At 47.9% G+C, this 20,578-nt stretch carries 21 protein-coding genes; 10 read left to right on the top strand and 11 right to left on the bottom strand.

Annotated elements, in window-relative coordinates; all coding sequences use genetic code 11:
• Positions 1-2: 2 nt before the first annotated feature.
• Positions 3-674, top strand: coding sequence for a hypothetical protein (locus DKB71_RS33530; protein ID WP_408602003.1), 672 nt, complete (start codon positions 3-5; stop codon positions 672-674).
• Positions 675-742: 68 nt separating this feature from the next.
• Positions 743-1,270 carry a D-alanyl-D-alanine carboxypeptidase family protein gene (locus DKB71_RS33525; RefSeq protein ID WP_408602002.1) on the top strand — a complete coding sequence of 176 codons (528 nt, stop codon included), beginning with the start codon at positions 743-745 and terminating at the stop codon, positions 1,268-1,270.
• 34 nt (positions 1,271-1,304) lie between these two features.
• Here the strand turns inward: DKB71_RS33525 and DKB71_RS33520 are convergent, their stop codons facing one another.
• Both DKB71_RS33520 and DKB71_RS33515 read right to left on the bottom strand, forming a co-directional pair.
• Positions 1,305-2,096 (bottom strand): hypothetical protein, encoded by a 792-nt coding sequence (locus DKB71_RS33520; RefSeq protein WP_408602001.1) that lies wholly within the window; start codon positions 2,094-2,096, stop codon positions 1,305-1,307.
• A 259-nt stretch (positions 2,097-2,355) separates the two neighbouring features.
• Positions 2,356-3,471, bottom strand: a complete 1,116-nt coding sequence (locus DKB71_RS33515) for a hypothetical protein (RefSeq protein WP_408602000.1) — start codon at positions 3,469-3,471, stop codon at positions 2,356-2,358.
• Positions 3,472-3,818: 347 nt separating this feature from the next.
• Here DKB71_RS33515 and DKB71_RS33510 point away from each other — a divergent pair, with 347 nt between their 5' ends.
• The gene (locus DKB71_RS33510) at positions 3,819-4,232 is read left to right on the top strand and encodes a hypothetical protein (RefSeq protein ID WP_408601999.1); all 414 of its coding nucleotides are present in this window, start codon (positions 3,819-3,821) and stop codon (positions 4,230-4,232) included.
• A gap of 771 nt (positions 4,233-5,003) precedes the next feature.
• On the opposite strand, the gene DKB71_RS33505 is transcribed toward DKB71_RS33510, so the two are convergent.
• Positions 5,004-5,903, bottom strand: a complete 900-nt coding sequence (locus DKB71_RS33505; protein WP_408601998.1) for a hypothetical protein — start codon at positions 5,901-5,903, stop codon at positions 5,004-5,006.
• Positions 5,904-6,288: 385 nt separating this feature from the next.
• On the opposite strand from DKB71_RS33505, the gene DKB71_RS33500 reads away from it, so the two are divergent.
• Together DKB71_RS33500 and DKB71_RS33495 are read left to right on the top strand one after the other, a co-directional pair.
• Positions 6,289-7,980, top strand: a complete 1,692-nt coding sequence (locus DKB71_RS33500; protein ID WP_408601997.1) for a hypothetical protein — start codon at positions 6,289-6,291, stop codon at positions 7,978-7,980.
• A gap of 58 nt (positions 7,981-8,038) precedes the next feature.
• The gene (locus DKB71_RS33495) at positions 8,039-9,445 is read left to right on the top strand and encodes a hypothetical protein (protein WP_408601996.1); all 1,407 of its coding nucleotides are present in this window, start codon (positions 8,039-8,041) and stop codon (positions 9,443-9,445) included.
• 164 nt (positions 9,446-9,609) lie between these two features.
• Here the strand turns inward: DKB71_RS33495 and DKB71_RS33490 are convergent, their stop codons facing one another.
• The 5 genes from DKB71_RS33490 to DKB71_RS33470 form a co-directional block, all read right to left on the bottom strand.
• Positions 9,610-10,404, bottom strand: a complete 795-nt coding sequence (locus tag DKB71_RS33490) for a hypothetical protein (protein ID WP_408601995.1) — start codon at positions 10,402-10,404, stop codon at positions 9,610-9,612.
• 243 nt (positions 10,405-10,647) lie between these two features.
• The gene (locus DKB71_RS33485; RefSeq protein ID WP_408601994.1) at positions 10,648-11,625 is read right to left on the bottom strand and encodes a hypothetical protein; all 978 of its coding nucleotides are present in this window, start codon (positions 11,623-11,625) and stop codon (positions 10,648-10,650) included.
• Between the two features lie 55 nt (positions 11,626-11,680).
• Positions 11,681-11,929, bottom strand: a complete 249-nt coding sequence (locus tag DKB71_RS33480; protein WP_408601993.1) for a hypothetical protein — start codon at positions 11,927-11,929, stop codon at positions 11,681-11,683.
• Positions 11,930-11,978: 49 nt separating this feature from the next.
• Positions 11,979-12,584, bottom strand: a complete 606-nt coding sequence (locus DKB71_RS33475) for a hypothetical protein (protein WP_408601992.1) — start codon at positions 12,582-12,584, stop codon at positions 11,979-11,981.
• Between the two features lie 44 nt (positions 12,585-12,628).
• Positions 12,629-13,930 carry a tyrosine-type recombinase/integrase gene (locus DKB71_RS33470; RefSeq protein ID WP_408601991.1) on the bottom strand — a complete coding sequence of 434 codons (1,302 nt, stop codon included), beginning with the start codon at positions 13,928-13,930 and terminating at the stop codon, positions 12,629-12,631.
• Between the two features lie 270 nt (positions 13,931-14,200).
• On the opposite strand from DKB71_RS33470, the gene DKB71_RS33465 reads away from it, so the two are divergent.
• Positions 14,201-14,662 carry a hypothetical protein gene (locus DKB71_RS33465; RefSeq protein ID WP_408601990.1) on the top strand — a complete coding sequence of 154 codons (462 nt, stop codon included), beginning with the start codon at positions 14,201-14,203 and terminating at the stop codon, positions 14,660-14,662.
• A gap of 397 nt (positions 14,663-15,059) precedes the next feature.
• Here the strand turns inward: DKB71_RS33465 and DKB71_RS33460 are convergent, their stop codons facing one another.
• Positions 15,060-15,296: a hypothetical protein gene (locus DKB71_RS33460; protein ID WP_408601989.1), complete on the bottom strand. Its 237-nt coding sequence runs from the start codon at positions 15,294-15,296 to the stop codon at positions 15,060-15,062.
• Between the two features lie 273 nt (positions 15,297-15,569).
• Between DKB71_RS33460 and DKB71_RS33455 the strand changes: the two genes are divergently transcribed.
• Together DKB71_RS33455 and DKB71_RS33450 are read left to right on the top strand one after the other, a co-directional pair.
• Positions 15,570-15,965, top strand: coding sequence for a hypothetical protein (locus tag DKB71_RS33455; RefSeq protein ID WP_408601988.1), 396 nt, complete (start codon positions 15,570-15,572; stop codon positions 15,963-15,965).
• A 215-nt stretch (positions 15,966-16,180) separates the two neighbouring features.
• Positions 16,181-16,381, top strand: a complete 201-nt coding sequence (locus tag DKB71_RS33450; RefSeq protein ID WP_408601987.1) for a hypothetical protein — start codon at positions 16,181-16,183, stop codon at positions 16,379-16,381.
• 69 nt (positions 16,382-16,450) lie between these two features.
• On the opposite strand, the gene DKB71_RS33445 is transcribed toward DKB71_RS33450, so the two are convergent.
• Positions 16,451-17,284 carry a hypothetical protein gene (locus DKB71_RS33445; protein WP_408601986.1) on the bottom strand — a complete coding sequence of 278 codons (834 nt, stop codon included), beginning with the start codon at positions 17,282-17,284 and terminating at the stop codon, positions 16,451-16,453.
• A 301-nt stretch (positions 17,285-17,585) separates the two neighbouring features.
• Between DKB71_RS33445 and DKB71_RS33440 the strand changes: the two genes are divergently transcribed.
• Entirely contained in the window at positions 17,586-18,119 is a 534-nt protein-coding gene (locus DKB71_RS33440) for a hypothetical protein (protein WP_408601985.1), read from the top strand.
• A 63-nt stretch (positions 18,120-18,182) separates the two neighbouring features.
• Here DKB71_RS33440 and DKB71_RS33435 read toward each other — a convergent pair whose 3' ends face one another.
• Entirely contained in the window at positions 18,183-18,803 is a 621-nt protein-coding gene (locus DKB71_RS33435) for a hypothetical protein (protein ID WP_408601984.1), read from the bottom strand.
• Positions 18,804-18,998: 195 nt separating this feature from the next.
• Between DKB71_RS33435 and DKB71_RS33430 the strand changes: the two genes are divergently transcribed.
• On the top strand, positions 18,999-20,483 hold the full coding sequence (locus DKB71_RS33430) for a hypothetical protein (protein WP_408601983.1): 1,485 nt from the start codon (positions 18,999-19,001) through the stop codon (positions 20,481-20,483).
• Positions 20,484-20,578 lie beyond the last annotated feature (95 nt).

Genomic DNA, 20,578 nt, shown 5'->3' with positions numbered 1-20,578 from the left:
GCATGAACAAGGTAATCGACAGTGCAGATCGTTTCGAGCTTAAGGCCGGGCTAGATGGGGCAGCTAAAAATCTAGACAAGATCCTCGACTCGTTGGGCAACACGGTGATCCACGACTCTGGTAACCCCCAAGCGGGAATTGCCTTCGCAAAGCGGTTTCTTGAGGGAAGCATTGCTCACTTTCCAGTGCGGCTTGAGGACAGTGATGCGCTCTACGACATAATGGGTGACGAGACTTACGGTCGTGTGGTCAAGACGATCTATGCCTATAAGTCGAATCCAGGACTCACCCTGGCCTTGGCTTTAAGCTTTCCTGAGGCCCCACTGATGAAGGTAGTGACTGAAGACGGCTACCTACTTACAACAGGGTTGTGGAACGCTCAAACGGAATGCCTCCTCGACGTAAATGGCGTACATGCAAAGCCTACGTTGATCGAGCACCTGACCAATCCGCTCAATGGATCGCCGGTGCACATTCAGCCAACGACTGCGACTGAACTGGCTCTGTTCAGCACATTTACGGATGCTGATATGCAGATTGCTCTCGGTCATTTTGGTTTCGTCGCAAGCTACATGGTCGAGAATCTGAGCTCACTCACCACTGAACCAGCAAGATGGTCTATGGATGACGAAGATGACCTTGAAGATGAAGACTCTCCCTCGCCAGGTTTTTAAATGGCGCCTACAGTAATCGAGTGGTTCCTTGGAAACTCCGCCAACGCTCACTACCAGGTCTTGCACACATGCCGACATTTACGCCCGCAGCCATGCGCATTCTACAAGCTCTCGGCATTCCCGTTGCCATGGTGCTGGCGCGAAACCTTGTAGAGTTTGTAGAAGCAACCTCCCTTGAAGTGGCTGAGACTGGCCAGGAAGGGAGGAAACACATGCTGGCGCCGGCAGCAGCTAAGGCGTGGCAAAGGTTAAAGGATGCCGCCTCTAGAGATGGGGTTGAACTCAATATCATCTCCGCCTTCAGAAGCGTGAAGCGGCAGATCGAGATCATCGAGCGCAAAATCCAAAAGGGGCTCAGCATTGATGAAATTCTTGAGTTCTCCGCGCCGCCGTTCTTCAGTGAACATCACACGGGTTGCGCGATTGATGTAGGCACGCCCGGCAGCAAGGATCTGGAACGTGAATTTGAAGAGACTGAGGCGTTTGTGTGGCTCTCACAGCACGCCAGCGACTACGGTTTCGAAATGTCATTCCCGCTCAACAACACTAGCGGGTATGCCTATGAGCCGTGGCATTGGCGCTACTCCGATACGTAAGCGCCAAGCCCGACCGTTTGATCTGTTTGGAGGCTTAGCTGCACACAGCGGCGTAGGCCTTCTCAACACGAGTTACAGCAGTACCCAAGAAGGCGTGGTGCTTCTCATCGCGGAACCACTGCGAGAAGAATTTGGCGCTTTTGATGAAATCCATCTCGTTGAGGCAAAACTGCTGGAACCCCAGTGTTGGACTGCCCTCTAGGAATTCCTGGTACATGTTGATGTAAAGGTCATCGAACCAGGTCGGCTCGAGGATTTGCAGCAGATCTGCATCACGGAGGATGGCCTGATACTCGTTTAGAGGTTCACGCTTGAACGGATACTGGGTGCTCTGCAGAGTTTCCAGTAGGAAAGGGATGTCCACCGCCACTGCCGAACTCCCATTGCCTTGGATGCCGGCGTCTACCAGGAAACGGTGGGCGATCATGATAGAGCGCGAAATGTTCACAATGTCAGGCTCCTTCACTCCAGTGTGCCCGACGTCGTGGAACGCTGCCGCGAGGATCGTCGAGTTAACCTCCTTTTGCTCAGTGGCGGAGAGGTCTGAGAGATTGCCCTTCAAGTAATAGCGCAGACCCTGGATGGTGCCTTCGACCACGCAGCAGGTGTGATACCAGTCGTGGTAGGGGCGCTTAAGGCTATGCTCCTCGAAACACTGATGGATACTGTCAAACAGTTCTCCTGCATCGACACCCTCGATCTTGACCATTTCAGAGAATGCAAGCCGGGTGACTTTGTGCTTAAGCTTACGGCGGGTGCCAGGATCAGGACAGACCAGGGTGCTGCCGAGCTGTTCTTTGACCCGTGTGATGAGTTCCGTGTCCACGTTGATCTCCTTTGATGATTAGGCAGCCGGAAGGGTGGGGTCTTGGCATAGCGGGCCTCGACTACCACTGTATTTTCCGCACTTGGAAGGTGGCGATGAAGGATACACTGATTCCTTCCAACCTTGGCCGGTGAAGCTGAACAAGACGTTTTTGACGACGTGAACGTCTTGGCGGATAACCGACAGCGGGAACTGCACCCAGGATCTTGGGGATGAGCAGTCCCATTTGAAGTCGTCTTTAGATCGTTGCAGTCGGTGACTAGATGTCGAAAATTCTTCCAGGTATTTCGCTATCACCAAGGTTTATTATTTTTGGCGCAATAAATATGACACGGTGTTGAGACCAATCATGCCCATAGGCCTGATTACGGAAATGCCCCTTTCGAATGTGCGTTGATTTTTTGCCCGAACTGACACTATGAGCAGCATGATGCTGCGTGAAATGTTTACCAATCATTCTAACTTTTATGTAATGCTGATTCGCGAGTGTTCTTTCGGCGGTTTTCCTTGTTCCTGCTTTTTCTGAAATGGTCGCTTGTTTAACAAGTTCATGTGGGGCTCTATCGTCCCATTCTTCATGGGTGTCTTCTGGTACTGCAGCGAGATACAGCAAACAGTTAATTGAGATTTTTGCAACCATGGAGTTAATCCTTGGGTCACCGGGGTCTCGCACTGCGGCTCCTGCAAAAAGAGAGATTGGAGCCGCTATTTCAGGAGGTGCATTTAATAATAAGTCCAACCATTCCTCATTTGACTCTGCAATTTCGTCTGCAATATTCTCAAGACAAGCAGATATTCCTTCAGTTGAATCACGAAAGAATATTTCGAAGTAATTAGTTTCTGATTCTTTCTCTGCGTTGATATGAAGCGGAACTGAGAACTGATGCTTGTAAACCGGGTTGAAAAATATCGAGCGATCACCATCCTTGTACGACCTGAAAGAAACATAAACCCCCTCCAACCCTGACGGGTACTCAGGCGGCCAATTAAAATCACCGAAATGAAGGTAGCAGCTTTCTTGAGTTCTTGGAATTGTTTCTAGCATGATTTTGTCTACATCTGTTTCGAGTAATGCACCAGTAAGTATCCTGTGAAAATCATATATAATCCTATTGCTAGAATAGAACTCAATATAGGAGATCATCTTCTCAACTTCGTCCTGAACAATTTTGAATGACTCCAGAGCTCCACCTAGTCGGTGGATTTCAATTGCTGGTGTTACCTCATAAAGAACTTTCTCACTCAAAATAAATTTATCTAGTTTTCGTAAGTTATACTGATATTTTTCAGCAATTTTGAGGCAGGATTTTCTAGTTACCTCGTATCTTAATGGCGCATAATTCGAATAACTTGTAGGCTGAATTATCTGACTCATACCACCACCAATAATGGAATAACACTATGTAATATTGTAACTAATCGAACCACCTGATCTTAGAAAGGATAGCTTATTGATCAACACTGGCAAGATGGTGTTTTTGTGATCACATATCATCACTACGACAGAACTTAAGCTAACCACTCAGGTTGGGAGATTTTGATTCTCCTCTTGCACGGGGCCGGGGATATCTAGGTGATTGCAGTCGTAGCGCAAGCACCTAGTTGCGCCGAAAATGATTGGGCGGTGGCCTCGAAAGAAATCTTCTGGGCCCTTGTGACACTGGCATGCCATGACCAAATCAACGATGCTACCGAACCAATCCTCTAGGAAGGCGGCATTAGATGAGCAAAACCTTGAATGGCCCCTCTATCGCAGAGCCATACGTTCTGTTGTTCGCCCGCCGCCTGCTGAACTTCACAGATGAACTGGTCAAGGAGCACTTCGACCTGCATCCACCGTATGCAGGGCAGATCCTTATCCTGTCGATGCAGCAGCACAACATGAATCGCTATCGCCTGGTGAAGGTTGTAAACCCAGCCAGTGGGCGACAGAAGCGGATCGTAATCGACCGTGGCGACTCATTCGGTGGCGCTTCGTACTACCGAACCGGAAAAAGCGGCTTTGCCCCCAAAGGTCAGACCAAATTGCTGCCCTACATCGAGGCGGTTGCTGAGCGGCTGTCGATTGACCGGGACACGGTGCTGACAGATGAAGTCCTTCTTCAGTTGCTCCACCCAAGCGCCATAATGGAGTGAGCGGTCTTTAACCGGGAGAGTAGTAGGATCACCAGCATTCGCTGTGCTCTGTGCATAGCGGATCTTTCCGATGCTTGTTTATCGTTCACTTACCAAGCTGCAATAATCTCATCTCAGCGCTTTCAAGCTGAAGTAATCGATATAACTCTGAACTAAGCTGATTTGCACGCATAAAAGCTTGCAAAAGCCGTGAATCTCTGCACCTCAGACCGTTATTTGTCTATTTTTCAGGTAATATAAACAATATCAAATGAATCAAAATGATAATAAGAGGCAATTCAATGCAAAATCATTCTCCTACTACTAAAAACGCACCCAAGAAAAGGCTCACAGAGCCTGAGTACTTGAGGCTTTGTGACGCACAAGAGTCCAAACAAAAATTCTACAACGCAATGGATGGCCTTAAACAGTCTTTTTCTACGAATGAAATTTCGTTGATTTTGCAAGAGGCGTACATGACTATCGTCAAAACCGGAAATATCGGATTTTGATCTTCAATTTTGGCTTGACGACCGTAAGCACGGATGGATATATGAGATTCTTACGAAACTAGGAATTGGCCATCAAGATCCGTGTTCAATTATTGCGGTTTGGACGCAAGTCAACGCTGTGCTCGCTGTTCCAGCTGTATTTGTTGATAAGGCGACGATTGATGAAATCTTGTTACACATCGCAAGCAAATATCATATCTAAGCACTCCAGCTGCACTTTGATCATTCGAAATACTGACAGATGAAGTTTAGGTGGATGATCTTCGAAAGCACACGGGCATTAGTTGAGGTGAGTAACGAGTGTAGAAGTAATTTTAGAGAATCCACGCTCACCAAGGCGGGTGACCATTTCAGTGCGCATAGCCGGATCTACTCCGTTAGACACCTTGTGCAGCGCCCCAGCTACGTCTTTGTGACCGCCAGCTAAGGAGAGCAGGGCGCACTGCATAGCCCCTAGGTAGTCCTCACAGCCCAGGAGGAACTCCGCGAGCACCTTCAGCGCCTCTGGATGCTTGTGCTCGTGCGCAGTCAGCAGGTAACTGACACAGGAGGAGCTGTAGCCACCTGTTGCGGTAGCTAACAGCAGGCCGGCCAAGTACTGCGAATAGACGTGCCCCTGTGCAGCCAGCCCCTGGTAAACCTCAAGAGCCTGTGACGTGGCCACCACCGGTGCGTGACTGAAGGCTTGTTGCTTTGGACACAAACCGCTCGATGCATTTACCGGCATGTTCTCTTCGAAGGCGGTTTTAAAGCGCTCGACCAGTGAAGCCTTGTGACTATCCAAAAGCCGTGCGTATGACACCCTGAAATGACGCTTGGAATAGAGGTCGTAGGATCGATAGTGAGAGCCTTCTGGATCGGGCGTCTCCAGCTGAGCCCTGGAGTAGAGCTCAGTGGTGCTGATGATCTCCTGCGACGCTGGTAGCTCAAACCGTAGCTGCGAATTGTCAAAGGCCTTCAGGGATTCGTCGAAGGCCTGCTGGGAGGCTAGGGGCCCAATGTCCGCCGAGGTTAACGGGAAGCCGGTCATGTGCTTAGGCTTTTCCCGAGTCGACACCTGGTATCTCGCGCCTGGCTCTAGGAACTCCAGGCGGTTGAAGACTTTGAGGCCTACCTCGTACTCCGACCCTAGGAGCAGAACCTTGTAGCAGTTGGCAGGGGCGGATTTTGTTTTAGCCATGATTTTCTATTCTGGTGTGCCGGTCACTGGAGTCTCGCACATGGTGCCCCCGCTGAAAATGGAAACCAGCCACTGCAGAGGCTGATCTGAGTGTTGATTCAACTCTCATATCAAGCATCAGCTGAGCGATGACACCATTGATGCGCGCCTTAGCTCGGCAGTGGCCTCTGGGAGACCAAAGATCTCCTGAGAACCTTGATTTTGATGGGATTTCGACATATATTTTGCGAAAGGATTAGCGCTCCTTCCCGCTCACGTAGGTTAAGGGGACTCCCCAGCGCTGAAGGAAATCGGTGTACTCAACTCAGCCCTTGCCCTCAAGTGCCTGGATACATACGCGTGAGCCGTAGTTAGCTTTTAGAAGCTTCCAGGACAAGGAGACGGTATGAGCGCTGCTGATGATTTTCATAATGGAAATACTCTTTTCCAAGCCTTTATGAACGAAACCAGGGATCCTGCTGACCCTGGTGCACATCTCAAGAATAGCTTGGAGCTTGCAAATATTGCGTTCCCCTCAACACAAGAAAGTGCTCAAGGGGTTGCAAAAAAATCCATATCACACATGAAGCAAAAAGCCGAGTTGCTTTCAAAGGCCTTGGGTGAGAAGTTCAAGCGAACTGAATGCTTGAACCTTGCGGCAAACATGTGTTTCTTCTCAAGCTGGAAAGCGTACCTGAGCTTTACCGAAAGTTTCCATTTGCTCTCTGAAGGTCAGCGTAAAAGTTCGGGTGATACCGTAAAGCTGATAGCAAGTCTGTGGAACATTACTGAAAATCGAGAGAATGACTTCTTCAACAAGTTCATAGTTGCCTCGGCTATGATTTTGTCTATTAGAACTGGATCCAAAATACAAGAATCGGCCGTCGCTGCAAAGAAAGTCTTCACTGACTCTAAAGCAAAATCCACAGGCAACTATATTGATGAACGAGAGATTTTGGAAATCATCCATAACCTTCATCAAGAACCAGGAAAATACTACCTAATGACTTGTTTGTCCCATGTCCCAACCAGGAAAGGGGTTGCGGTGAAATGGGGTAATCTGGAGAATGTTGATGTTGGCTTTTTTCTTCAAAAGACAATATTTTTTGACACTGGGAATAGAATTGTTGAGATGCCAGTAGTAGAGGCCATTGCAGCTTCGATTATGGCCGCTATTCATTCTTATGCCGAGGCTAATCTTCCACTCTTTGTTAAAGTAATGTTTTCTCCGGATCTGATTAGCAGCGAAAAGAACAGGCTAATTGACGGTCTTGCTAGAGACAAAACTCGTGAGGAGGTTTATAAAGTAATTCTCAAGTTGTTCCAAGGGCGATTAACTGACAGTGTTAATGGGTATATAACTAGGCAGGCTGGTACTTCTGGCTTTATTGATGGTAGCTTTTTCAGTCAATATAGAGAGGGTAAGCCACCTGCCGGTTTAATTCCAGGGTCGGAAAGAAAGCTTGAAAATGGGCATTTGGTCAAGCTGTACAAAACAGCCACCTTTAAATCAAACAGTTATTCTGGAGTGAGTCTACATCAAATTACGGCACTGGCATTTGATACTAGCGGATTTGTTTCAGGTTACTTAGTGGTAAATCACATTATTAACCCATCGTGTACCCTTAAGACGCTTGGTCTGTTTTGTGATGAGATAGAAAATGCTGCATGTATTGAAGCCGTTGTTTCTTTAGGAATGACAGCGGGATTCAAAAGCAAGGTTACGATATCGCATCCTGCTATTATAACTCATTGGGAAGTATCTAGAGACTATCAAAGCATGGGCATTGGGAAATCCTTAATAAACCACGCATTTGACTTCAATCCTGTAGATGCGCATCACATTGATTATGTGCTTGCTAAGGTAGAACCTCTTGAATACCCAATTCCTCCACTAGACGATACCGAACAAACTTTAATCCCAAACTATTACTCCTCAAAATCGAGAGTTCTTAGTATTTGGAATAAGGCAACCAACAACGGAAGCGTATTCGGAAATAGGTCAATTCCTTTCCATAGCGTTGGTTATCAGAAAAACTGCCATGGTCACCCAAATCTCCTTATGACAGCAATGACTCTTTTTGAGTTCGGGTCTTAAGATTATAAAATCTTAAGCATGATGTGATGTCACGGTTACTGTTGTAGAGGGGTGATGTATGAGCGGAAGATTTGGAACCTACTCAATTTCAATTGATGTTTCATCTGTATATTTTATCAGTCCAGATAACAGGGTCAAATATTTCCCTGCCGGTATAGATCTTGTTTCGAAAGGTGATTCGACCGCCGAACCAATTGGAGTTGCATGTGTAGAGTGTATTGAAACAGGCTCGTTTTTATTAAGTGTATTCAGGGTGAGATCGGGTTTAGATTTATCAAAGCTGATTATGGTCGCCAAAAGCCCCGGTGTTATGGATTTAATGCCATGCAAGTTGATTTTCGGTAAACATTTAATCAGGTCATTGTCAGTATCGGAAAAGAATAATATTAAGCAGGCAGCGATGGTAGATTCAATTGGGTTTTCGTCAATTGAGTCAGACTTGGCCAAATCGCTGCCTGGATATTCATTCGATAGTATCAGCAACCTACCAAGAGACATTGATAACTTAAATGGCTTCATATCCTACGTAAATGAGCAGGAGTACGAGCTATCTATCAAACGAAAGTTAGTAAAATCTGTAAGTCGCAATACAAGCTCTCTGATAAAAGATTTGAGTCTGGCTAACGCTGTAAGACTACACCATCAAAGGAACGACTGGAGACCTGCTCCTGATGCTCAACAACCACTAGAGGGAAAAGTCTGCGCAATTTCTGAGCGTGTTGGCATTTTGGATATTTGTTCTGTTGTTGATAGGCCTACTAATCCATTTGGAAAAAATGGCTTTGATCCGTTTACGCGAAGTCCATTTGAGGACTGGATGCATGACGATGAAGAGGGTGACGAGGATGACGATGACGATGACGATGACGATGAATGTTATGATGAACATGGTAATCGCCTGCATCTGAGTTATGAGGACAACATCTATCTTATAAGTACTTTCCATATGCTTATTTGCGATAATGAGCTATGGGAGGATCCACAAATAGATTTGGATCATATTGGTTACATTGAGGAGTGCGAGGACGATTTACCAGCCCATATGTATCATGGGCTGAAGCGAATCATTACTGGCAACTGCATATTTCACGACATCGACTGTTGGAATTTCGTATGGCCCGTAAATGAAATATCCGAGAAGGTTGAAATCTATGATTTCATTGAGCTTGTAACCCCGAGGCGCTCAAAAAATAGAAATCATTTTTTCGTGACCATATTTGATGGTGGGGTTCACATTAGCATCATGAACCCACGGCGCTATAACTCCAATGAGATTGAAGAAAACCTTGATATGCTTGGTATAGAGTGCTCTGAAGTCATGGTTCAGACAAGTGTGATTGACTCAATTCAGTGCATGGTGGAATTGGTTGACAGTCCAGAAACAATGATCGCTGCCGTAACGATGATAAAAAGGCTTCTGTCTAAAAGATCTGAGTATTTTGAGGATTATTTTAGTTGTTTTTAGTTTAATTTCGTCATTACCGATGACACTCTTCATCAAAGCTGTTGTAGTTCGTATCTGTCGTGTTGGCCTGGCTTTCGTGGCGCAGATAAGCCTGGAGGTCTTTGAGAACCTTCACCTTCTCATCGAAGGTGAAGGTGCGCCGGGCCGTGGTCGGTGATGTTGTGTTAGTCGAATAGATTCGGGCCGGTGAGGTCGTGGAAGGTCAACCCTACGCTTTGCTGACGTAAGCCATAGCGGGCCAAGAAGGTCGGTATATCCACGGCCAGCTGAGCTTCAAATTCAGTCGACACAGCCTCTAGGAAATCAAGCTTCAATGGTTCCAGATTTATCAGTGATCGGATATCGCTTCCGCTCACACCTTTCTTTGCCATCATCCGATACTCATCGAGCACAAAGAATGGACAGGCGTACTCCGGCGAAATCATATCGTTGATTTCAGCGTGAACCAGGTCTTTAACAACAAGAAGGGGAGGAAGGCTCTTCGTTAGGTACTGGGCTACCGTTTGCGAAGCACCTAAAGCCTCATCACCGCTAGGTTTGGCCATTGAAAGACGTCTGCCTAAATGCTGGCCAAGGCTCGAACGCACTCTTTGAGAGATGTCCTGGATGACTTCACTGGGTAGGTCAGACTGCTGGGGTACCGTAAATACTCGAAGCCGGTGGAGTCCCCAATACTCAAGGGAAAGCAGGATGCCATGCGTCAAGTCAGGAGCAAAGCGCGTGGCCACGTTGTCAGAGATAGCGTGCTTGATCTGATCTTGCGAACCTACATGGGGTGGGTCGTCTTGGCAGATTGATTTATTGAGGTCGTGGTAGTCCTTGTACCCTAGAGCCATGGACAGAACCTCTTTCGCCTTTGAAAGACCTATCTTTTCAGAATGGCTCGTTTTAGACACGAGGCGAGCGATCTTGGCGATTGCTTGGTTGTCAAAATCAGCTTTGCAGACTGGGATTTTCATGCAGATATCTCCGGGCACATGGCGAGGTGTCGGCTGTCCTGCGTGCTAACGAAGACGGTTGTGAAATGGTGCTAGGAGATCCTTACTCGCACAAAGGCTTATGCAGGCCGACCGCGTGACCTAAGGGAAGCCACGCGCAGATCCTGACGGATGCTTATCCGCCTGTCAATACTGATCATGAAATCAATGCAGATCCATGAGTCCATGCTAATAACCCAGTCCATGATCCAACCAGACGTTGTGCTAAGCAAATCTTCTCTTCGCGTTGTCATCTTTAATTGCCTTCGTGCAATCCTGGACAGAGTGCTCTCTAGCATTAATTACTGGCAGGTATTTTGTTGCACAAAATGCACTTACCAAATCATTGGAGTGGTAAAACACAGCTTCCAAAGGAACGTTTACTCTGACAATCTTTCCATGACCAATAGCATCCAACACGTCAATGTAAGTGGCAAAGTAAATCGAGAAATCAAGCTCATAATAGTTACTAAAAGCTGGAGTGTTAGAAAATGATCCTTGGATCGCCTTAACCCAAGATGGTGATTTTGTTTTTTTATACCCGCCAACAGAACCAATAAAAAACCCATCAGATGGCGACAGGGCCAAGTTTATTTCGTCAATTGACGTTTTGATACCTTGGGCTTTGAAGGCAACTCTTCTATTACTCCAAACCCAGCTCATTGAAAGATTAAATCTGGACGATTTTAGGTAATCTCCAACATCCCTGGGAAAATATATGCACTCGACATTGGAAGCGCCTTTTAAAACCCCTTTTTTAGAGTAGCTAAGGGTTTTGCTCCCTCGATTGAACTTTCCAATATTTCCACCATAAATATGCGCCGACACAAAATGCAGAATGAAGTAAAACCTTGATGTATAAATAGCATCTTTATCAAGACAGTGATGTTCAAACAAATTGTAAGAACCGTGACCTTGGGGAGGCTGCACAATCCACACAGCCCCTTTACGCGCAAGATCTATCAGCTCGTCGATGTGGCTGAGCATCCAAGGTGCTTGTGTCGGCTCTATATACTCAGGCAAACATAATATTACATCTCTAATTTTGGAGAAAATAGCCAATGGCTCATCTTCATTGCCAATAATAAAATTTGGAACGAATTCAACACTTCCATCTTCAAGTGTGTTTTTTATGACGTGCTGATGCGTTGAAGTTTCAACGGTTTTCATTTTTCCGTCTAGTGCTTCGTATGTTATTTGCATGCTCTACTCCCCAGTTGCGGATCTACCTATCGTTGATTCATGCCGATGCCTCATGTTACTGAGCACGCAGGCGTACCACGGCGGCAGCCTCATCCTTAGCCCTGGCTTTGGTTGCAAACTGGCCGTACTCCTCACCATCAGCACCGGTGACGAAGTGAACAACCTTCGCCACAGCATGGGACACCGGAATCAGGCAGGAGTAGGCCGCAATTCCTCCGGCATCGAAGTAGCGATCTTGCGGCGTGGCCAGGGCCGTTTGGCTGTCGACGTTCACCAGCTCGAATTCACTTTCGTTCCATGTCATTTCTAGCGAACCTCAATTCTGATGTTTTTTGTTCGTACGGTGGTGTTCATCAAAGTGCATATTTCCCATCGCCTCCAACTTGATCACTTTCAAGAACCACCACGACTGTTGAGAGAAAGTCTTTAAACTTAAGACCGAAACATGATTCAGTAACTTCTTTGAAGCTTGTCTGACTTATCTTAAGGCTATGTACTGGCCAATGCCTCCGATTCGAATCATCGCCTTTGGTGAGTGGACACATGTCGACAAACAAATATGACCACACACCAGTCGTCAATTTTGTGCTCCCTTTAACCATGAAGGTTATCCACTGAGGAGCTTTTGAGATAAGGTTTTCTTTGGTGACAAAGCTCAAGTCATCAATGACCTTGACAACCCGTTTTTTACTTGGCTTTTTGGAGTTATTCATAAATGCAAGCATGTATTCTTGGAAGTTGTTTAGTACTGCGTCAGGATGCTGGTTCGAACTTCCGAAGTTGACATCAATATACGTATCAGGAAAATAAATAGACACCTTATCTCCTGAAAGAATGTTTTTTTCAAGCCAGTCAACCATTGGCTGATAATCTATATCTTCAGAACAAAATTGTTGATTTTCAAAGCCTTTTTGACTATCTGGCTCGACTTTCATTGAGATTATGATCTTGTGGGTCATTTTTCTTACATCCAAAGTAGTGGTTTGCAATCTTGAGATCGCAGTTATCTATCTTCAATGCTTAGATTCTTGTTCGAGCGGTGGCGCTCTTCATCAAGGCTGTTGTAATACGTGTCGGTCGTGGTGGCCAAGCTCTCGTGACGCAGATCCGCCTGAAGGTCTTTGTGCTCACGCACCTTGGCGTCGAAGGTTGCCGAGGTGTGCCGGAGCCAGTGAAGCGATGCAGAGCGCAAGCTGTCGACTTCCTCCTCTGTACGGCCATCGTCTCGCATGCGCTGGAATGCCTTGTCGAAGACCTCTTGAACTAGGCTGCGGATATGACCCTCAGACAATCCTGGCCGGCCTCTGAGCGAAGCAACCAAAGGCGCCTGGTCATCAGGGGAGGGTGCAGACGTCATTCCCAGAAAGCGTCTGTACCTGGTCATCCAGATCTTCATGTATTCGTCTTTCACGCTGATCTTGGCTGCCTTGTTGCCCTTACCGATGACGTAGAACCACCAGTTGCCATTTGAGTCCTTCTGGAAGTCGCGCATCATCGGCTCCCAGTTGTCCCGGCCAACCAGGTCGGATACCCGTAGGTACATCGAGAAAATCGTGGCCACGATGAAGAGGGTGCGTTCGTGGTTGTCAGGATCCTCATCAGCCATGATTTTGGCGGTGTCCAGGACAAAGCTCCACTGGAGCGGCGTCAATGACTTAGCCTTCACGTGGCTGGTGCTACGTTGCTTGTATTTCGACTTTTGCTTGATGGCTCGGATCGGGTTTGCCTGATTTGTCAGGCCTTCATCCGTGGCAAATTGGAAGAAACTGCCGCAGACGGCGAACACTTGGCCAATGGTATCCTGAGCCATCTTGTAAGGCGTAGCCTCAACCTCGCGGTTTTCTTCTTTGGCGATTTTGATGGTGCGTTTTGGCGTTGTGTAGAAGAAAGGGCGCCAAGCCTCATTCATGGCAAAAGTGTCAGTTTCCTTGGCTTTACGGCCACCGATACGCTGGAACCTGGCTTTTACGACGGGCCCGATCCATTCAGGAGCCGGCTTGATGCAGAACTCCATGAAGCGCTCGCCATCCTGACGGGTCATTTCAAGCAGCGGCTTCTTGCAGACGATCAGCGACCATAGGAGCAAACGCTCGACGTGCGTACGATAGGAATTGAACGTCGCCGTGTTGCCTTCGTACGATCGCAGGAATGCGCGGACTGCCTTGTAGCCGTCGATGGCTTCGAGCTCAGCAGGAAACGATTTCAAGAAGCTGACAACGACCGGTTGTTCACATGACAGGTTGTTGTGGTTAAGCTCCAGGAATCTGTCGTGTGATTCGAACAGAGGCAGCGGATTGGTGGCCATGAGGTTTCCGTATCTGAATGGTGTCAAAAGCTTGCGCAGCATAGCTCAAATCAACAGATCTGTAAAATACGGTTCTACCCATTATCGAATATTACATATATGGATTTTCCGCCCCCTCTCCGTTTTTCTGCGTTTTCGCATCAAAAAATGAAAGTAGAACCCTTCTATTAAAGGAGCTTGAAATCGAGGTAGCCATGACCTGGTCATGAACATGTCGAGCTGCCTGGGTAGATGTGGAATTGTGTCGTGCGCCTGTGCAACGCTGGATGAATGCAAAACCAAGAATCTGGCAGAACAACGCACATGACACATGATGTAAACGCAGAGACAGCAGCCGCAGCAACCTGGCCTGAATTGCTCGAAAGCTCGCAAGCGATTGCTGAGTACGTGGCAGATCTTTCACCTTACGAGATCTCACAAGAGCAGATCGAGGAGCAGTACTTTGGGTTACGTGGCCGGCTAACCTGGATTGAGCTCAGCACGCTGCTGCTGAGATCCTCCGATCACAACATTCCGAGCAAGTCCCGTCAAAAGGCAGTGGACAGCCTACCTGTAGTGACAATGCCGCCATTGCTGGTCGACGACTCCGTTCTTGAGGATGGCTACCATCGCCTCAGGAAGCTTATGAAGGACGGCGTCTCGCATCACTGGGCTTATGTCATGGAGGAAGGGCCGGAGCCAACGGTTAAAAAGGCATCCAGGTGGGATTCCGCCTATGACATGACCCCGTAGGTAGCCAGAGATGTGCGGTGGGCTAAAGACTGTCCATCTACTTCTGCGCATGTATCTCATTGATTTTGTTAGATAAAACTCTTAAATGCTTATTTAGTTGAGCTATTTTCATCTGAAATATCATCTGCATGCGAATCCTTCATGTTGGCCAATATTGCGAAACATGGGCAAAATCCGATGAAAATATTTGTGAAACTCGGACAAAACCCCAAAAGGAACGAACAATGAGGACAAATTCCTATGAAAAGTGTCCTGATTGCGCAAATTCTGTGTCCTGAATGCAAAAAACCTGATGGAAAATTCTTTGTAATCAATGCGATAGGTTTGTGTCCTTAATTCGCAACGGTTCAATTTTGCTTACAAAGCACTTCATTTCTTCGCTCTACTGCCCTACTCCTCACTCATGGGCAATCTGCACCGTCTTGATGGCGCTCACCAGGGCGGAATAGGCTGTCCCTCCTGCTGAGCCTGGCTTTTGACTCAGGAAGTAATTGAATCGACTGACTGCCTGGCGAACGTGCTCATTCACCCACTCCAGGTCATCCAGGGATAGGTCAGTAAGAATCCTGGTGAGCCTTGGCCGGTCAGCTATCGGCGAGCATTCCAGAGCAAAGTCGATTTCGTAGTCGAACATTTTGTGAGAACCCCATAGGTAGGTTGAGTGCCGGTGTGGTGCGCTACACCACCCTGCTGAACCTAAAGAGCTTTGGAAGACGGGATGAGGGGGATCGTGTAAAAATAAAGGTAATTTCCGCCAGCATGGCGGCTTAACATCCGCCCCCTTTTCTGTTCACTTCTCATATCGATGTCTCTTAGTGCGCTTGAAAATCCAGCAAGGCACGAAGCTGCGGTCTGTACGCTATACTTTCTCAGCCCTTTCTCAGCCCTTTTTCGGGAGATTACGGTTATGGAACTGATGCCGGATCGCAAAGAGCTCCATCTCACAGTGACTTCTGATTCGTCGATTGGCTTCGATGAGATGCTTGAGTTAGCTCTAAAAGAGTTACGTAGGTATGCTAAAAGAGCTGAAGAGCCAGGGAAAATTAACCAAGGAAATATAACAGGAACAGTTGGATCTTATAATTTTGAGATCTTACGCGGCATTCCAACTCTCTGCCTTCTTATCAGGGAGCTTGAGGCAGAGGGCTTTTACAGAAAAGATAGTCCTCTGCCAACCAGTTATGAATTCGAGCATAAAGACGGTCGGCGAAAGTCCATATCGTTTTTTGATATGCAGGTTAGGGATCGAGAGCCCATGAAACTTAATTATGACACATTGCCGGCTACCTATGAAAAGGAGTAATCAAGGTTTGTCTGTCACAAAAATGGCTTGTCCAGTTCAGTTAAAGGCCTACCCATACGTTGATTTATTGCAGGGCTGACGCACTAAACCAACATCCATGCTCAACCTTAAGAGTGTGAGAAGATGGTATGAGGGGCGCATTCTTGAGAGAATCGTAATTTCCGCCCCATGGGCGGGCTAACTCAACTTTTACAGCTATACGAGGGATTAAGGCCATGGATGACAAGAGCAAGGAATACTGCAATGAGCAGATAGCCAAGCTCGGAATGGTCTACTGCGATCTGATACTTAAGCCTGAAGAGGCTGAGGCACTACACCAACTGGCGAAGCACCTGCAAGCTGAAGGCCGCCATGCAGTTCTTGAAGGCGTTTTCAGTGACATCCAGGAAGAAATCGAGAGATCGCGCAAGACGTGAACAGGATTCGCTCTACCACAGCAAGGCTATAAACCAAGCCTTGCTGCTTAACCTACGGTAGGACTAAAGCTACGGAGAGGTGATAAAATTGTCTTCTAGGTATTCCCACTCAGACGCAAGTAGACACTCAGGAACCCTGTCAAAAGCGCTGACCAAGTCCTTTAAATCGTAGTCTGAGCTATCATGGATCATTAGGAAGGTACAGGTCGCCGTGTATAGTCCTCGATGATCAATGCTCTCCCCTTTGAAACCAAAACGACTCATCCAATCATCGACTTCTTTGCCATAATCGGTCTTTGTGATAACGCCTTTGTAATTGAACACGAAATGCTTGTATGGCTCATTTAAAATAACCAAATGCTTGCTCTTTGGGTTTTGCCAAAAAGATGCGTGATCGAAGTAAGGCGCTTGCGAATTTTCAGAATAAGTTGAATACGGCATCTGTTTTGCCGTTACATTCTTTGCCTTTATCATATACGACGGAATCAGCCCTGTTTCTTGCATGAAATACAAGCACCTGAAAGCTTCCGTCACGCGCTGTCTTGCCCCACCTATGGACTTTGAGGGGAAGATCAGCTTGAACCTATCCCTAGCCTTGCTGTAAGTAAACCAATTCAAGTCATCCTTCTTCGGGGTTCTGTAAAAAAGTTCATGAATAGGTTTTTTAAACGGCAAAGTTAGAACCACTTTCCCTTTAGATCCATTTTCAGGATCGTAAGATGCTTCGATGGTGATTTTGAACGGTGCATCTGGTAGCAATTGCTCTGCTTTCTTCCAGCCAGGGTACCCAAATTTTTGGGCGGTGATTTCAAGGGCTCGCATGTGACTCACATCGTCACTTTTGAGCTGCCTAGCCAGACGTTTCAAGCAATTGCTGGATTGAGGGGGGATTTCGTATGTCATCGCAGACGCCTTTGAGGGCAAAACGAGCGTTATCCGTGAGCGCATCCAGCCCTGAAGGTTGGTCTGTGCGTGAGTGATTGGGTGAAACGCAGTTTACGCGAAGCGATTTGCCTAGACGGATAAGCAGGATCCTGCAGAACCCTTCTCGAAATATCGCAAAAGCTCGCATGCTGGTCAAGCAGAGCGCGATCTCTTCCCCTCTCCCCAGTCTCTCACCCTTACCCACGCCTACTCGTTTTCTTGAGTCTTCCACCTCGCACCGCATATGATCAAACGAGCCATGCTCATCAAGAGATGCTTCATGAAACCCTTTGCCTGTCACCTCAGCACCATGTCTCCTGCAGCCCTCTACCACGGCTCTCACAAGCACTTCGTCAACGGAGCGCCCCTGCTCCCTCAGCCTGATGGTTACGTTTCCATGGAGCATAAACGCGGATCTAGGCTCGAAGAGCTATTCGAGCAGCGCAGACCCGAGAATATGACCTCAAGGGCCAACAGCGTTTTCCTTTCCGCCGACCCAGATCTGATCGACTCGTCTGGTGGCTGCATCGATGCGATTTACGAGGTTGAGCCCAAAGGGAAGGCAGAGCTGTCTGACCTGGCCTGGTACACGCAAGCACAGATCGAGCTCGAAGCTACCAGCCCCGATCTGCGGTTCTTAACCCGGTGCGCTGATAGCTACTGGGCTGGCGAGCCATTCCACGACGTAAGCAGCCAATGTCCGGAGTATCGAGCGTCGGCAGCCACGGTAGTGAGTCTCTTCGAGATCAACGCCGATCTTGATGAGCTCGACCCTGTCGAGATGGTGATGATCCCTGAAGGGCCTGAATTCTAAAATGCGTTGTCAGAACAGCCTAAGCCAAGACCCTTCCAGCTTTGTCATCATCTGTCGGTCGACTCAATGGGATTGATTGCGACCATTTTGGCGTCTGAACTGATCGATCACATCGTCTAGCCGCCCACCATTGACCGACGCCGCGTAAGCGAAGGCTGTCTTCCAGAAACGCCTCTGCCCAACAGGTATTACCCTACGCCTAGCCTCCAGGTGGAGAAACCCACGATCCACACCCCTGGCAAACCTCGTGATGTACGTATCGACGTCATGGGTGTAGTTCAATCTAACCACTTCAGGGCTGGCTAACACCTTAAATCGAGCCTCTGCTTTGGCAGCAAAAATGGAAGGCTCCAAGCGCAACAGAACGTACAGCACCTCCTCAAGACGGAAGTTTATGTCCTCCCCGCGAAGGCGGTAGATCGCATCCACAGCACCCTCACCCAGGATCATGCCATCACGCCATTCATCCCGTGACTCGTCGTGAAATTCCTTTCCATCGCACTCAACAGCTACTCGGTAACCATCAGGCGTGGATATCACGAAGTCCAGGATAAAAAGCCCGCAGACTGTATTCACATGCTCCTGTGGTGTTAAGTTCACCCCAGGCGCCGCCCATTCCGTGTAGTGCTTGGCAAACAGGTCTTCGATTGGGCTGTCGTATGGAGGAGCGTACAGATGATTCATTCGTTGATTCCTTTCGGCGTGAATGGCGCCTGGCGCGGGCATTCTAACGCTCGCCAGGTCGGTGTGCTATCTGAGATCCATGCCTGAACACTCATATGGCTTCATGTCCTCAATACGCAGCTGACACGACGGTTTACTGCATATTGGATGCTGTGTTTTCATCGCAGATTGATCGAACTGATACCGGAATCCGAAATGTCGAAGCGCTCAGAAATCCTGCTCATTGCACATAACCAGCTAACTCGAATAGTGCTTCCATCGACCGATAAACGTTGGGCGCAAGCGTTGAAAATTGCTGAAAACGGCAAGCTCAACCAAGCAGCCACATTGGTCGTTCAGATAATAGATTCGGTAGACATTGCTCCTGCTGATCACGAAGCGTACAACAAAATTCAGGGCGATTTTGTCTCACAGGTTGACGACGTTTTGAATCGGGTTATAGCCGAGCTCGTTATCAACACACTGATGAACGTTGCCAGTATCACGCATTCACATTCTTCAGAAGTGAATGATATGACGGCCAGGGCAGCTGACATTGGTGTGCAAATGGCTGCCTACAATGCAGCGACTGGATACCTACAAAACGGTCGCACCGTAGCCCAGTTTGAACGAGCCGAGAAATACTTTCAGATGGCTATTGCCGAAGCCAAAACACCAAACGAAAAAGCTGCCTGCTACGTCAACTACTGCCCTATCGTTAGGGATGGCCTGATCAATGGGAAGCCAGACCATGCCGCTGCCATTGAAATTTATGAAAAAGCGGCAGACTTGAGTCTACTCATCGGAATGTTTAACGCAGCCAACGTTGCATTCTGGGGGTACAGGAAAGGCGACAAAAGCAACGCCAACCGCTCAGCCAGATGGCTCAAGAAGGTAATCGATGCTGTTGATAGCGGGCTCCCACGCCTCGAAATGGACGGGTCACTTGAAACTGATGGCCTGTATAACGCAGCTCTAATCCAATTAGCCGAATACCACATCCAGGGCGACATTGAGAACGCCGACCATGAATACGGCCTCGTTCTGTTAAAAATGCACGACCCAAAAGAGTCGAAAACTCAGGACATCGTGGACTGGCTTACCGACTCAGCCCTTGGCGTAAGAGTTTCGAAGCTTGAGAAGCCAGTGACAACCAGCCCAGGCAACAGCTGGGCCTGTGTGCTGTCCGCCATGGACTGGAATATTGGCCCTGTTTCTAAGCATCCAACGTTGCCATTGGAGATCTTCAAGCTCAACGACATCCCATCAGACGTGTTCTTCGCTGTGGTGCACGCTCAATTCAGCCCTGAAGGCCACGCGGAAACGATAGCCATGATTCAGGCCGAGCTCGCAAGTACTGGGGTTACGAAGTTCTTCCTTGTTCCTGCGTATGCAATTTTCAAAGAATCGAATGGGGACGTCTTCACACCACTGGTCTACAACAACGATGGTAAGCGTTTCACCGTATCTCTTGGGCTTAGGACTTCCGCCCAGCAGCTTATGAAAAACATCCAGAGCAAAGTGAGTTTCACTGACCGCAAGTACAGCTCTAGATCTTGCGCCATAAGCATCGCAGTCAACCATCTGAATAGCGGCGTGGCGTGCAAGGATGGCTTCAACTTTTACAGCTCGTATTCCGCTGTTCATGGGTGGTGCTTGCCAACTCCTCATGGCCAGCCGGAATTGAGCTTCCTTAAGTAGACCAAGAGGTTAAATGCGGGTGCCACAACGGCACTCGCGCCTTAGCTCCCATTTCCCGTCCGCCACCGGCCCCGGTGTATTTTGCATCCCTGCCC

It is taken from the genome of Pseudomonas sp. PLMAX, from assembly GCF_046042685.1.
Lineage (GTDB): Bacteria > Pseudomonadota > Gammaproteobacteria > Pseudomonadales > Pseudomonadaceae > Aquipseudomonas > Aquipseudomonas putida_AE.
This window is presented reverse-complemented; position numbering and strand designations above follow the sequence as displayed.